12 protein-coding genes are annotated in these 14,002 nt (G+C 71.8%); 10 read left to right on the forward strand and 2 right to left on the reverse strand.

Features of this window, described 5'->3' with window-relative positions:
- Nucleotides 1–817 (forward strand): Uma2 family endonuclease (locus OXG55_15130; protein ID MCY4104570.1); only part of this gene is annotated, 817 nt, incomplete at its 5' end.
- 214 nt (nucleotides 818–1,031) lie between these two features.
- Nucleotides 1,032–3,311, forward strand: a complete 2,280-nt coding sequence (locus OXG55_15135) for a bifunctional (p)ppGpp synthetase/guanosine-3',5'-bis(diphosphate) 3'-pyrophosphohydrolase (GenBank protein ID MCY4104571.1) — start codon at nucleotides 1,032–1,034, stop codon at nucleotides 3,309–3,311.
- Between the two features lie 168 nt (nucleotides 3,312–3,479).
- On the opposite strand, the gene OXG55_15140 is transcribed toward OXG55_15135, so the two are convergent.
- On the reverse strand, nucleotides 3,480–4,385 hold the full coding sequence (locus OXG55_15140; GenBank protein MCY4104572.1) for a TIGR01777 family oxidoreductase: 906 nt from the start codon (nucleotides 4,383–4,385) through the stop codon (nucleotides 3,480–3,482).
- A gap of 317 nt (nucleotides 4,386–4,702) precedes the next feature.
- Between OXG55_15140 and OXG55_15145 the strand changes: the two genes are divergently transcribed.
- The 8 genes from OXG55_15145 to OXG55_15180 all read left to right on the forward strand — a co-directional run bounded on the left by OXG55_15145 (nucleotide 4,703) and on the right by OXG55_15180 (nucleotide 12,880).
- Complete coding sequence (locus OXG55_15145; GenBank protein MCY4104573.1) at nucleotides 4,703–5,956, forward strand: peptidoglycan DD-metalloendopeptidase family protein; 1,254 nt, start codon at nucleotides 4,703–4,705, stop codon at nucleotides 5,954–5,956.
- Between the two features lie 326 nt (nucleotides 5,957–6,282).
- The gene (locus OXG55_15150) at nucleotides 6,283–6,411 is read left to right on the forward strand and encodes a hypothetical protein (GenBank protein ID MCY4104574.1); all 129 of its coding nucleotides are present in this window, start codon (nucleotides 6,283–6,285) and stop codon (nucleotides 6,409–6,411) included.
- Between the two features lie 404 nt (nucleotides 6,412–6,815).
- Complete coding sequence (locus OXG55_15155) at nucleotides 6,816–7,043, forward strand: hypothetical protein (GenBank protein ID MCY4104575.1); 228 nt, start codon at nucleotides 6,816–6,818, stop codon at nucleotides 7,041–7,043.
- Nucleotides 7,040–7,333, forward strand: coding sequence for a hypothetical protein (locus OXG55_15160; GenBank protein MCY4104576.1), 294 nt, complete (start codon nucleotides 7,040–7,042; stop codon nucleotides 7,331–7,333). Before OXG55_15155 ends, OXG55_15160 begins: the two co-directional genes overlap by 4 nt.
- Before the next feature lie 72 nt (nucleotides 7,334–7,405).
- Nucleotides 7,406–8,800, forward strand: coding sequence for a dihydrolipoyl dehydrogenase (gene lpdA / locus OXG55_15165; GenBank protein ID MCY4104577.1), 1,395 nt, complete (start codon nucleotides 7,406–7,408; stop codon nucleotides 8,798–8,800).
- Between the two features lie 61 nt (nucleotides 8,801–8,861).
- A complete protein-coding gene (locus OXG55_15170; protein ID MCY4104578.1) occupies nucleotides 8,862–10,244 on the forward strand; it encodes a dihydrolipoamide acetyltransferase family protein in 1,383 nt (460 codons plus the stop codon).
- A gap of 11 nt (nucleotides 10,245–10,255) precedes the next feature.
- Entirely contained in the window at nucleotides 10,256–11,983 is a 1,728-nt protein-coding gene (gene lipA / locus OXG55_15175; protein ID MCY4104579.1) for a lipoyl synthase, read from the forward strand.
- Nucleotides 11,984–12,028: 45 nt separating this feature from the next.
- A complete protein-coding gene (locus OXG55_15180; protein ID MCY4104580.1) occupies nucleotides 12,029–12,880 on the forward strand; it encodes a hypothetical protein in 852 nt (283 codons plus the stop codon).
- Here the strand turns inward: OXG55_15180 and OXG55_15185 are convergent.
- Nucleotides 12,852–13,808 (reverse strand): LysR family transcriptional regulator, encoded by a 957-nt coding sequence (locus OXG55_15185; GenBank protein ID MCY4104581.1) that lies wholly within the window; start codon nucleotides 13,806–13,808, stop codon nucleotides 12,852–12,854. The genes OXG55_15180 and OXG55_15185 overlap by 29 nt on opposite strands.
- Nucleotides 13,809–14,002: the final 194 nt, after the last annotated feature.

The following is a 14,002-nucleotide window of genomic DNA, read 5'->3' on the forward strand; positions in this document are numbered from 1 at the left end:
GCGTGGCGTGTCGGGACGAGGCGGCGGGGCCGCGGGAGGGGAGGCGACGGTGAGCGTGCTGGCCGAGGTGGACCCGGCGGTGGCGTATCCGGCCACGGTCCCGGAGATGGGTGAGGCGCCGCGCCACGCGCGTGCCCAGTTCCTCGCCTACGGCGCCCTGAGCGCGCACTTCGCCGGGCGCCGGGACTGCTTCGTGGGCCAGGACTTCAACGTCTACTACCGCCGGGCGCCGGGCGCCGCGTTCGTGGAACCCGACGTGCTCGTGTGCTTCGGCGTGGACCCGCGGGCCCTCGAGGAGGACTTCAGCTACCGGATCTGGGACGCGGGCGCGCCGCCGTCCTTCGTCCTCGAGGTCGCCTCGCAGCGGACCCACAGGCGGGACCGCGAGGAGAAGCCCGGCATCTACCTGGAGGTCGGCGTCGGCGAGTACTGGCGTTTCGACCCCACCGGCGGCGACCTGCACACCCCCGCCCTGCAGGGAGACCGCCGGGTCGGCGACGCCTGGGAGCCGGTAGAGGTGGCGCCCGACGGCGAGGGCCGCCTCCGGGGCCGCAGCCGCGTCCTCGGCTTGGACCTGCACGCCGAGGAGCGCCGCCTGCGCTTCCGCGACCCCCGAACCGGCCTCTGGCTGCCCGACCCCGAAGACACCCGACACGCACTCGACGAGAACCGACACGCCCTTGATCTGACCCGCCAAGAGCGGGACGCTGCCGAAGCCGCGCGCCGCGCCGCCGAAGATCGAGCCGAGGCCGCCGAGGCCGAGGTGGCCGCCCTGCGCGCCCGGCTGAACGACCAGGACGGCGACACGCCCCGATAGCGGCGACCCGCGAGAACTCCCGAGTTCCCGGTGGCGTGTGGACGCGCACGTCCACTGCGAGGCCGCAAGGTTGCCGCAGCATCGACGGTGGATCGAGGCTGGTCGCACGCCTCGACGGTCTCGAGGAGCCCCGACCGGAGACCCGGCGAGTGATCGCCCGCCCGCTCTGCGATGCTGTCAGGGTGGGCTGCAGGCCGAACGCAGGGCTGAGAGCGTGAGCACCGGCGTCACCTCCGACGCCCCACCCGCCGCCGAGGACGTCGGCACCTCCCTCTGGGGGACGCTCCAGCCCTGGCGGGGACACCCTGCTGCCGGGCCGATCACGTCACTCCTGGTGGAGCACACGACGCACTACCCCGGCGCCGGCACCGAACTGATCGAGCGGGCCTACGCCTGGGCGGCCAGCGCCCACCAGGCTCAGCGCCGCAAGTCGGGCGAGCCGTTCGTGGAGCACCCCCTCAGCGTGGCGCGCATCGTCGCCCGCCTGGGCCTCGACGACGTAAGTGTGGCCGCAGCCCTGCTGCACGACGTCATCGAGGACACCGACCGCACGCTCGCCGACGTGGAGGCCGACTTCGGCTCCGACGTGGCCAAGATCGTCGACGGCGTCACCAAGCTGGACCGGGTCGAGTTCACGACCCGGGAGCGCCACCAGGCCGCCTCGCTGCGCAAGATGCTGGTGGCGATGGCCAAGGACCTACGGGTGCTCATCATCAAGCTGGCCGACAGGCTGCACAACATGGCCACTCTCGCCGCCCTCTCACCGTCCAAGCAGCAGCAGGTGGCGAGGGAGACCCTCGACGTCTACGCCCCGCTGGCGCACCGACTCGGCATGCAGGACCTCAAGAGCCGGCTGGAGGACCTGGCCTTCGCCGCGCTCCACCCCAAGTGGTACGCCCAGATCGACCACCTGGTCGCCGAGCAGGATCCCGAGCGCGACCTGTTCCTGGCACAACTGCTGGTCACCGTGGAGGGGCGACTGCTGGAACTGGGCATCGGCGCCGAGGTGACGGGCCGTCCCAAGCACCTCTGGAGCATCTACGAGAAGATGGTGCTGAAGAACCGCGAGTTCAGCGACATCTACGACCTGGTGGGCATCCGGGTCGTCACCGACAACGTGCGGGACTGCTACGCCACCCTCGGCGCCATCCACGCCATCTGGAAGCCGCTCCAGGGGCGCTTCAAGGACTACATCGCCATGCCCAAATTCAACCTCTACCAGAGCCTGCACACAGCGGTGGTGGGACCGCAGGGCAAGGTGGTGGAGGTGCAGATCCGCACCCGGGAGATGCACACCCGCGCCGAGCACGGCGTCGCCGCCCACTGGGACTACAAGGAGGAGAGCGGCGGCGATCTGGCCTGGCTGAGCCGGATCATCGACTGGTCCGAGGAGAGCGACGACCCCGAGCAGTTCCTCGGCAACCTGAAGACCGAGTTCGAGCAGGACGAGGTGTTCGTCTTCACGCCCCGGGGCGACGTGGTGACCCTGCCGGTGGGCGCCACCCCGGTGGACTTCGCCTACGCCATCCACACCGAGGTCGGTCACGGCTGCATCGGCGCCCGCGTCGGTGGCCGTCTCGTGGCGCTCACCACGAAGCTCTCCACCGGCGACACCGTGGAGGTGATGACCTCCAAGGATCCCGACGCCGGTCCGTCACAGGACTGGCTGCAGTTCGTCGCCACCAGCCGGGCGCGCTCGCGGATCCGCCAGTGGCTGACGCGGGAGCGCCGCACCGAGGCGCTCAACCGGGGGCGCGACGAGATCACCGCCGAGTTGCGTCGCGAATCGCTGCCGATCGCCCCGGTCATCCGCTCCGAGACGCTGCGCGAGGTGGCCAGAGCCCTGAACTACGACGACACCGAAGCGCTCTTCGTGGGCGTCGGCGAGCGCCACCTGTCGGCGCGCACCGTCACCGAGCGCGTGGCGCGCCGCCTGCGCGGCGAGGACCCCGAAGGCTCCCAGCCCGCCGAGCGGGTCTCGGCGACCGCACTGGCTCCCCGGCGTTCCTCGCAGAAGCGCTCCGGTGGGGCGGGTGTGCACGTGGAGGGTCTCGGGGACGTGTGGGTGCGTCTGGCCAAGTGCTGCACGCCGGTGATGCCCGACGACATCATCGGCTTCGTGACCCGCGGCAGGGGGGTCTCGATCCATCGGGCGGACTGCGCCAACGCGGCGGCGCTCGGCGGGGACGGCGAGGCGGCCCGCCTCATCGACGTGGAATGGGAGGAAGGCGCCGCCACGGTCTTCACCGCCGCCATCGAGGTGCGCTCCCTCGACCGGCCGCACCTGCTGCGCGACGTGACGGTGGCGGTGTCCGAGCAGCAGGCCAACATCACCTCGGTGAACGCCCGCGCCGGTGCCGACGGCGCCTCGATCATGCGCTTCGAGTTGGAGCTCTCCGACAGTGTGCAGCTCTCCTCGGTGCTGCACACGGTGCGCCGCGTCGACAGCGTCTACGACGCCTACCGGGTGCTGCCGGGAGGCGGCCGAGGCTGAATACCGCCACTTGTCGGCTGTCCGGGCGGGGGTCCGGGGTGCCGCTCTGCTCCTTCATGGCGGGCCAAAGGCGTCGCAGCCCGACCCCCCGCCCTCGGTTGTCTGCCTCCCCTCCCGCGTCATTCCGGCGAAGGCCGGAATCCAGTCCTCGGCTGGGACGGTGCCGCTTCAGCGTTCGAGTGCTGCTGAGAGCGCTTCGGTGACCTCGGTGTATTGGAACTCGAAGCCGTCTGCCAGGAGGGCTTCGGGGATCACTCGGACGCTTTGAGTCAGGCCGGCTACTGCTTCGGAGCCCAGCAGGAGGCTTGGTAGGAGGAGGGGGACGGGGAGGACCGCCGGACGGTTGAGTGTGCGGCCCAGGGCGCGGGTGAACTCGGCGTTGGTGACGGGGTTGGGTGCGGTGAGGTTGACCGGACCGGCGATCTCGCTTCCCAGGAGGTGGCAGATGGCGGCGACGGTGTCGGTCAGTGAGATCCAACTCACCGAGCGGTCGGCGGGGCCCAGGCGTCCGCCGAGGCCGAGCCTGAACAGCGGCAACTGCCGGCGGAGGAACGGACCGTCGGCGGACAGGACCACGCCGGTGCGCAGCAGCACCGTGCGCACGGCCGCCTCCGGCTGGGCCGCCGCCTCCCACTCCTGGCACAACTCGGCGAGGAATCCCCGGCCCGGGCCGGCGCTCTCGGTCACGACGCTGTCGCCGCGCGCGCCGTAGACGCCGATGGCCGAGGCGCTGAGGATCACCTCCGGCGGCCGCGACAGTTCCGAGACGACCGCAGCGAGCAGCGCGGCGCTTCGGGTGCGGCTGTCGCGCAGCACCTGCTTACGGCCGGCGCTCCAGCGGCGGTCGCCGATGCCCGCGCCCGCCAGGTTGACCACCGCCCCGGCACCCTCCAGGGCGGTGGCGTCGAGGTCACCGGCGGCCGGATCCCATGTGATCTCGTCGTCGGCGGCAGCCGGGCGACGCACCAGCCGCAGCACCGTCGCGCCCCGGAGGCGGAGTTCGGCGATCAAGGCTTGACCGATGAGGCCGCTCGACCCCGCGATCACGACAGGCCCGCTGGCTGACCGGTTCACGACACCTCCCAGAGCGGCGGCTGTTGCATGGTCCACGCTAGGTCCTGGCCGGCCGCTAGCGTCGCCGCGGTGAGCACGCGGATGCTGATCGCTTTGAGCCTGCTATGCGGCTTGGCGATCCTGGCCGCGTTCGCTTTCCAGGTGCTCGTCCGCTGAGTCTCCTGTCGGCGGGATGCCGCCGGATGCCCCGCTCCGGGGGCACGCGCGCTCCCGCGCGCTGCACGCTCGGTCGGGTATCCCCCCGTTCGCCTGTTGTTGCTGGACACCAATGGGGCTAATGTTGCCAATGGCGAGTGGATTGAGGGCCCGAACGACACATGTCACGACGCGCGCGGCTTCTCGTCGCCTGCCTGCTTGTCCTCCTGCTCTCGTTGCCTGCCCAGGCCCAGGACTCCGCTGACCACCAGTACCTGCAGGACCGGCTCGCCGGCGACGAGTCGCTGAACCGCTCGAGGTCGGAACTCGACCAGATCGGCGCCGAGCAGGGCCTCCTCGGCACCGAGATCGCCGATCTGGAGCTCTCGACGGCGCAACTCGAGGCCGAGCTGGCGCGCACGGCCGAGTCGATCGCGCTCTCCGAGGCCCGCTTGGCGGAGATCACCGCAGCACAGGCCCGTACCGCCGACCTCCTCGCGGACGCCGAGAGAGCGCTGGAGCGCGCCGAGACCGCGCTCGCGGCCCGGCGCAGGCTGGCGGCCGAGCGGCTCGTCAACATGTACGTCTATTCCACCCAGCACCGCACCGCCCTGTCGTGGCAGGTGAGCGACGTCCACGATCTGGAGAACCGCCACGTTCTGCTGACCATGGTGGGGGAGCACGACAAGGAACTGGTGGAGAGCCTCGACGACGCCGTCGCCGAGATCGGCGAGCGCCGTGAGACCCTGGATGCCCTGCAGCTCACCATGGACGCGCTGGCCCAACGGGAGGGCGAGATCCTCGCCGAGAACAGTCGCAACCGTGACCGGCAGGCGGCGCTGCACGCCGAGTTGCAGGCACGGATCCGCCGACTGCACGACGAGATCGAGGCGCTCGAGGCGGCCCAGGCCGAGGTCGCGGCGATCATGGCCGCGCGGGTCGCCGAGATCGAACTCGAGGCCGCCGAGCGGGACCGCCGCCGCGGGATCTGTTTCGACAACCCCCGCCGGCCCCTGGACAGCGACGGCTCCTGGATCGACTGCCCCGCCGTCGGAGTCATCATCCCGCCCAGCGCGGTGCGCTGGCCGCTGGTCGACCAGGTGAGCTCCGAGTACGGCCCCCGCTGGGGGCGGATGCACGAGGGGATCGACATCGCCGCCGCCCACGGCGACCCGATCCACTCCGCGGAGTCGGGCCGCGTGGACTACGCGGGCTGGATCGGCGGCTACGGCAACACCGTCATCGTGGACCATGGAGGCGGGATGACGACCCTCTACGGCCACATGCAGGGCTTCGCTGTCTCGCCGGGCCAGACCGTGTCCATCGGCCAGGTGCTGGGCTACGTGGGCAACAGCGGCTTCTCCCAGGGCCCTCACCTGCATTTCGAGGTGCGCATCGACGGCGCCCCGGTGAACCCCCGGACGTACCTGCCGTAGCCAGCCTTCGACGCCGCGGCGCCGCGTCGGCAGCTCGGGGTTGGGGCACCGAAAGTGGCGATATGGACCGGCAGGTGGGCGGAGCGGTGGTCTCCGGGCTCTGGCGCGACGAGATCCTGCCGCAGTCGGAGCGCTGCCGCCTGTCGCGCCCGAGGCTGCCGTGGCGCTGGTGGACATCCTGCTGTTCGAGGGAGTCGTTGACGACGCCTGGGACGCGGCCGGCGACTACGGCTGCCGGGCGCAGACGTGGCTGACGCTCGCCCGGGCCCGCGAAGAGAGCCATCCGTTGGACGCCATCGCAGTGGGAGTACTACGCTCCCGCCGGGATGCGCGGACGCGACGCCCTCCCCCCCTTCGGTAAGGTCGTGTGGGACGTCGCCTGCTTCCCGGTCGTCGTCTACGGGTTCTTCAGGCTCGTTGACCTGCTCATTGACCGGGCCGCGAACGGCTGGTAGCAGCCCCCGCCGGCCGAAGGCCTTCGCCCAAGCGGTCGCTGCTGGACTCCTCGATCCCCCGCCGGTGGCCCGGGTGCGATACGGGTCGGCCGCGTCGGCGATCATCGACCGCAAGAAGGCCGATCAGTACCGGTGTGCGGTCGATCTGATGGTTCGCGTCCGCCGCCTGGCCGATTCGGCAGTCGAGTCGAGTCGGTTCGAGTCGCTGCCGGAGCGGGTGCGCACGAGTACAAGGCCAAGTGCAAGCTCAGGGCACTTCGGGACGCCCAAGGTTGGTTGCGATCACCTCAATGCGGACCGGACGCTCGGATCGTGCCCCTATCCGTCCTTGCCGGCAGACCTGTCCGGCACCGAGAGCGTCAATGGGTATTGACGCTCTTCCCGGCTGACGGTAGTCTCGCGGAGTGGAAATCGAGGCGAGCGCTCGAAAGCATGGCGTTGCCGGGGAGGACATGCTGCACGCGCTGCGGAACGCCGTGGACGCGTTCGAGACAGACGATCCGGCGGTCACCATGTTCATCGGCCCCTCGCGGAGTGCGCAGATGCTGGAGATCGGTGTCGTCTTCGACGCGCAAGGCGTGGCGATCATCCACGCAATGAACGCACGCCCCAAGTTCCTGGAGAGACCATGAAGGACATGAACCCGCGAGAGGATCGAGCGGCTGCTCTGGAGCGTTGGGCCGAACGAGTCCAGCCCGAAACGCTCCGAAGAGCCGAGCCGCAGGCGCTCGAGGTGATCGCCGAGTTGGCGGCCCTGCGCGATCGGACGAACCACGAACTGGCCACCTTGGTGGCCAAGGCGAGGGAGGCGGGCTTCAGCTGGTCGCAGATCGGCGCCGAACTGGGCGTCTCGAAGCAGGCTGCCCAGCAGAAGTACGGCACCAGGTCTTCCGAGAGATCACTGGGTGGGATAGACCCCTAGTTGAAGACGGCTCGGGGTCCTCGAGATCCGCGTCTCGGGGACCGGCTGCGGGGCGACCGGTAGGCTGAGCGCGTGACGTCGCACGACCTGATCGTGGTGGGCGGCGGCCCGGCTGGTTACGCCTCGGCGCTGTATGCAGCGAGCGCCGGGCTGGACGTGGGCCTCGTGGAGCGGTCCAAGCTGGGCGGAACGTGCCTGCACGTGGGCTGCATACCCGCAAAGGAGCTGCTGGAGACGGCTGCCGTCTACCAGGCGGTGGGCCACGCCGGCGAGTTCGGTGTGGGCACGTCTGCGCCAACCCTGGACATGTCCGTGGCGCAGAGCCGCAAGCAGGGCATCATCGACCGCCTCACCGGCGGGCTGGCCAAGTTGCTCGGCAGCCGCAAGGTGACCGTCTACGACGGCAGCGGCTCCTTGGGGGCGGGCCGCACGGTGACGGTGACCGGCGGCGCCGAGAGCATCGCGCTCAGCGGCGGTCACGTGATCCTGGCGACCGGCTCGGTGCCGCGGGCGCTTCCCGGGTTCACCGTCGACGGCGAGCGGGTGGTGACCTCCGACGAGCTGCTGTCGATCGAGTCCGTGCCGGGCACCGCCGTCGTCATCGGAGGCGGCGCCATCGGTTGCGAGTTCGCCTCGATGCTGTGCGACATGGGCAGCCAGGTGACGCTGCTGGAGGTCCTGCCGCGGCTGCTGGCCGGCGCCGACGCCGACGTGAGCAAGCAGGTCGAGCGGTCCTTCAAACGCCGGGGCATGAAGGTACATACCGGTGTCAGCGTGGCCGGCGCCGAGCCGGACGGCGACTCGATGGCCGTGCGCTACGGCGACGGCGACGAGGTGCGCGCCGACCTCGTTGTGGTGAGCGTCGGGCGCAGACCCGTCACAGAGGGTCTGGGTCTGGCGGGCACCGCCGTGGCGGTCGACGAGCGGGGCTTCGTGACCGTCGACGAGTACTGTCGCACCGGCGAGGACGGCGTCTACGCCACCGGCGACGTGATCGCCACGCCGCAGCTGGCGCACGTGGGTTTCGCCGAGGGCATTCTCGCCGTACAGCACCTGCTGGGCGAGGAGCCGGCGCCGGTGGACTACGGCAACGTGCCCTGGTGCATCTACTGCCGCCCCGAGGTGGCCTTCGCCGGGCTCAGCGAGCAGGACGCCGCCGACGCCGGGCTGGACGTGGTCGTCTCCAAGCACCGCTACGCCGCCAACGGCCGGGCGATGATCGTGGGCGACACCGACGGGTTCGTGAAGGTGGTGGCCGAGCGCAACCCCGACGGTGGCGCCGGCCGGCTGCTGGGTGTGCACCTCGTCGGACCGTGGGCCACCGAGCAACTTGGACAGGGGTACCTGGCGGTGAACTGGGAGGCGACGGTGGCCGACGTGGCGAGCCTCATCCAACCGCACCCCACCCTCAGCGAACTGTTCGGCGAGACGGTGCTGTCGCTGACGGGCCGGTCGCTGCACGGTTAGCGGGCCGGGATCACCCAGGGTCGGGGACGGCGACAGGACAGAGAGCACAAGGACGGGCGCAATGGCCGACGTGGTTCTTCCGCAACTGGGCGAGACGGTGACCGAGGGCACCATCATTCGCTGGATCAAGCAGGTCGGCGACCAGGTGGATCGCGACGAGCCGCTCTTCGAGATCTCCACGGACAAGGTGGATTCCGAGGTGCCGTCACCGGCGTCGGGAGTCCTGACGCAGGTCGTGGTGCCGGAGGGGGAGACGGTGGAGGTGGGCGCGCTGCTGGCGGTCATATCCGACAGCGCGGATGCCCCCGCGCCCACCCCGGCCCCCGCGCCGCCGGCCACTCCCGAGCCCGAGCCGGCCCCCGCGCCGCCGGCCACTCCCGAGCCCGAGCCGGCCTCTGAGCCGCCTGCGGCCGTGACGCCACCGCCCGCGCCCACCCCCGCCCCCGAGCCGGAGCCGGCCCCCGCGCCGCCCGAGCCCGAACCGTCTCCTGAGCCCGACGGCGGGGAGCGGTCCCAGCCGCGGCTGCTGTCGCCGGTGGTGCGCAGGCTCGTCAACGAGCACGGCATCGACGTCGCCGGCATCGAGGGCAGCGGCGTGGGCGGCCGCGTCACCCGGGCGGATGTGGAGCGCGTCATCCGTGAGAGCCGGAGCGCTCCCGCGACGCCCGCCCCGCAGCCGGCCGCGGCGGCCGCGCCGGGGCCGCCCGAAGACGGCGACGCTGAACCCGGCGAGCCGCTGGTCATCCCGCTCAGCAGCATCCGCAAGACGATCGGCCGGCACATGGTGGCCTCCAAGGCCACCTCGCCGCACGTATTGACCGCGGTCGAGGTCGACTTCGAGGGCGTCGAGGAGGTTCGCCGCAAGGCCCGGGCCGCCTGGCGCTCCCAGGAGGGCTTCAGCCTCACCTACCTGCCGTTCATCGCCCGGGCGGCCTGCGACGCCATTGCCGACTTTCCGCACATCAACGCCAGCATCGACGGGACCGACCTGGTAGTGCATCGCAGCGTGCACCTGGCGGTGGCCGTGGACCTCGACTTCCAGGGGCTGCTCGCCCCGGTCGTTCGGGACGCGGGGACCAAGCGCCTGCGGGCCATCGCCCGCGAGGTCGTGGACCTGGCCGCCCGCGCCCGCCGCAAGGAACTCTCGGCCGCCGAGGTGACCGGGGGAACCTTCACCATCACCAATCCCGGCCAGTACGGCACCCTCATGCAGTTCCCGATCATCAACCAGCCGCAGGTGGCGATCCTGTCCACCGACGGGATCAAGCGGCGTCCGGTCGTGGTGACCGGCGAGCGGGGCGACGAGGCCATCGCCGTCCATTCGGTCGGCGTGCTGGCGCTGGCCTGGGACCATCGGGCCTTCGACGGCGCCTATGTGGCCGCCTTCCTGGATCGCCTGCGCCACATCATCCAGACGCGGGACTGGGAAGCCGAGATCCTGTAGTGGCGCCGGAGGTGGCTGCGAGTCGCCCGGCGCCCGCGCGGCGCACCGCCGGGGTCGTGGCTCCCCGGCACCTGGCCGTTCGCTGGCTCGGCAGGGTCGGCTACGACGAGGCCTGGGCGCTGCAGCGGGGTCTGGCCACCCACAGCTCGCGCAACCACCTGCTGCTGCTCGAGCATCCGCACGTCGTCACGATGGGCCCGCGGGCCCCGGCGGCGCACGTGCTGATGGATCCCGCGGCCGCCGGCGCCGAGCTCTGCCGCACCGACCGGGGTGGTGACGTCACCTATCACGGTCCCGGACAACTCGTCGGCTACCCGATCCTGACCCTGGGCGGTCCCCGCGCCGGTGGGCTCGGCGCGGCCGCGGCGTACGTGGAGAGCCTCGAGGACCTGCTGATCGAGGTCCTCAGCGACCTGGGTCTCGGTGGCGCGGGACGGCTCGAGCGTCACCGTGGGGTCTGGCTCGACGCTGGCGGGGTGCGGCCCCGCAAGATCGCCGCCATCGGCGTGCGCGTGCGGCGGGGACGCACCTTGCACGGGTTCGCCCTGAACGTGGAACCCGACCTGGACTGGTTCGGCCGGATCGTTCCGTGCGGGATCCGCGAACACCCGGTCACGTCGCTGGTGGCCGAAGGTGTGGCTGTCACGATGCCCGAGGTCGTCGAAGCCACCGCGGCGCGAGCCGCCCAGCTCTGGGGCACGGCCGGGTGGGACCGGGCCGACGTTTCCGCTGCCGGCAGCCGGCGCCTCGTCGCAGCATCTGCGGAACCCGCGGGCGCGGTTCCTGCTGCGGCGGTTCCCGATCCCGGGCGACCGCAATCGGCGGCGATTCCGGTCACGGCGGTGACCCGGGCGCCGGAGACTCCCGTCGCCGGTGGCCGCAAGCCGTCCTGGCTGCGGGTGGTGGCGCGCGCCGGTCCGGAGTTCCGCCGGATCAAATCGGTCATGCGCGACCTGGACCTGGTGACCGTCTGCGAGGAGGCCGGCTGCCCGAACATCTACGAGTGCTGGGAACAGGGGACGGCCACGTTCATGCTGGGCGGCGAGCGCTGCACCCGGGCCTGCGGCTTCTGCCTCATCGACACCCGCCGGCCCGAACCCCTCGATCCCGCCGAACCCGAGAGGGTCGCCGCCGCAGTCGCCCGCATGAGCCTCGAGCATGCCGTCGTCACCGCCGTGGCCCGCGACGACGTGCCCGACGGCGGCGCGGCGCACTTCGCGGCCTGCATCCGAGCGATCCGGCGACTGTGCCCCTCGGTGACCGTCGAGGTCCTCATCCCGGACTGCAAGGGTGACCCCGCGGCGCTCTCGGTGATCTTCGACGAACGCCCCGACGTGCTGAACCACAACATCGAGACGGTGGCTCGGCTGCAGCGGCTGGTGCGTCCCTCCGCCGGCTACGCCCGCAGCCTGGCGGTGCTGGCGAGGGCGAAGGATGCCGGCCTGGTGACCAAGTCCTCCATCATGGTGGGTCTGGGCGAGACCGCCGGCGAGGTGGCCGAGGCGCTGGGCGACCTGGCGGGGGTCGGTTGCGACATCGTCACCATCGGGCAGTACCTGCGCCCCTCCAGTGCCCACCTGCCCGTGGATCGATGGTGGCCGCCGGAGGACTTCGAGGCGCTGGGGAGGATCGGCCGGGAGTTGGGCATCGGCCACGTCGAGTCGAGCCCGCTGACGCGCTCGAGCTACCACGCCGCCGGCGCGGCCCGCTCGGTCGGCGCGGCCGCCGACGGTGCCTGAGGCGTCGGCGGGAGCGCCCAGGCCCACACGGCTGCCGGCCCTGCCGTGAGCGAGGTTCACGCCGCAACCGTCCTGCTGCAGTGGGCTGCGGGCGGCCTGCTGTTCGGGTGGGTGACCACGCGCCGGCGCGAGGTCGGGCCGGGCTACGGCTGGCTGCTGCGATCGGTGTACGCGGCTCTGGCCGCGCTCGCCGGCATCGTCGGCGCGGCCGCCGGGTTCCGGCCGGTCCGCGACGTGGCCGCCCTGGTGGCCGCCGCCGTCGCCCTGGGGGTGCTCGTCGTGGCCTACCGGCGCCGCGCCGCGACGCCCTCGGCGCAGACCGCCGACGGCCTGCGGCGCCGCAGGAGGGTGGCGGCGATGCTCGGCCGCCCCGCCGGCGAGCCCGCCCCGGCGGAGGGTCCGGGATTCCCGCCGGCGCTGGACCTCGCGGCCCCGCTGGTGGCGTTCGCGGGGGTGGTCGCCGGGGGTGTGGCGGCGGGAGGGCCGCTGGCGCTGTCGGTGGCCCGGGTGGTCGTCGGAGCGCTCTTCTTCGGGGCGGTCTCCGACGCCATGCTGCTCGGGCACTGGTGCCTCGTGCAGCCCGGCCTGCGCCGCGCCCCCCTCGTGCAGCTCGTGCGCTGGAGCATGGTCATCTGGGTGGCCGAGACGGTGGTGCTGCTGTGGCCCACCGGCGTGGCCTCGATCCTCAGCGGCGCCGTCGACGACGGGTTCGGCGGCCTGCTGGGCTGGTACTGGGTGATGTGCGCAGCCGGGAGCGCGGTGCTGCTGGGCGCCACCGAGGCGGCGTTGCGGATCCGGCGCTACGCCGCGGTGATGGCCGGCACCGGTCTGCTGTACCTGGCCATCATGACCGCCTTCGGGATGGACCTCATCGCGCGAGTGTCGCTGCGCCCGTAAGTCGGACCATGTCCCTGGCGAGGCGACTGAGCGCGGCCACGCGGGCGTCATCGGGAGCCGACTCCCGGCGCATCATGGCCAGCGGCCGGTGCGCCACGGCCTCGCCCAAGACGTCGACGAGTTCGGGATCGTTCCCGCCCACCGCCTCGGGAAGCACCGTCCACGCCAGGCCCACCGCCGCCACCTGGCGCAGCACGTCGGGATTCTGGGAGGTGAGGGTCACGACCGCTTCGAGGCCTCGCTCCGCCAGGCCGGCTTCGATGAGCGCCCGCGTGCGCGACCCCTCCGGCGGCAGCGCCCACTCGACCTCGGCGGCGTCGGGGGAGGCCGTCCCGTCGCCCCGGCGGGCGTAGACGTGCAGCTCCTCGGTTCCCAGCACCTCGCCGACGAGCCCCTCCGGCGGGGGGCCGACGGCGAAGACCAGGTCCAGGTCGTAGCGCGCCAGCAGGTCGCAGAGAGCCGAGGTGGAGTCCACGACGAGTCGCATCTCGGTGCCCGGGTGCGTCTCGCGGAAGATCATCAAGGCGTCCGGGAGCAGGTACAGGGTGGCCGCGTCGGTCAGGCCGATGCGCAGCCTGCCGGCGTCGCCGTGCTGCTGCGACCGGATCCACGTCTCCAACTCGCCGGTGCGCCCGAGTACCTCGTCGGCGAAATCCGCCACCATCCGCCCGGCCTCGGTGAGGCGCCGCCGCCGCCCGTCCTGCTCGAACAGCACGACCCCCAGACGCTGCTCCAGCTGCGAGAGGCTCTGCGACAGTGCCGGCTGGCTGATCCCGAAGGTGCGAGCGGCCTCGGTGAAGGAGGACAGTTCCGCCACCTTCTGGAGGTAGGCGAGGGCGCGGGTGCTGACGTTCAGGGGCACCTGCTCATCTCCGGGATGATCTTTGGGGTTGGCGCCGGGATGTCGCCGCCGCGCAGACGGGGCCATGGGAGAATCCTATAACCAATTGCCTATCGAAGCAGTTGCACCGTTCCGAAAATCGAATATATTGTGGCTGGCAACGAGGGATCGGGCACGCCGGAATCGAGACATCGATCCACCCAGCACCGGGTCCGCGGCCGATTCGCAACCGAACCGCCGGCGCCACCACAACGGTGGCGGGCGCCGCAAGGAGGGAAACC

The organism is bacterium (assembly GCA_026708055.1).
GTDB lineage: Bacteria > Actinomycetota > Acidimicrobiia > Acidimicrobiales > CATQHL01 > VXNF01.

What these genes read in the sequence shown, in the direction of transcription:
- OXG55_15185 (MCY4104581.1), bottom strand. Translation starts at nt 13,808, where the DNA reads ATGGCCCCGTCTGCGCGGCGGCGACATCCCGGCGCCAACCCCAAAGAT.
- OXG55_15150 (MCY4104574.1), top strand. Translation starts at nt 6,283, where the DNA reads ATGCGCGGACGCGACGCCCTCCCCCCCTTCGGTAAGGTCGTGTGGGAC.
- OXG55_15170 (MCY4104578.1), top strand. Translation starts at nt 8,862, where the DNA reads ATGGCCGACGTGGTTCTTCCGCAACTGGGCGAGACGGTGACCGAGGGC.
- OXG55_15160 (MCY4104576.1), top strand. Translation starts at nt 7,040, where the DNA reads ATGAAGGACATGAACCCGCGAGAGGATCGAGCGGCTGCTCTGGAGCGT.
- OXG55_15145 (MCY4104573.1), top strand. Translation starts at nt 4,703, where the DNA reads ATGTCACGACGCGCGCGGCTTCTCGTCGCCTGCCTGCTTGTCCTCCTG.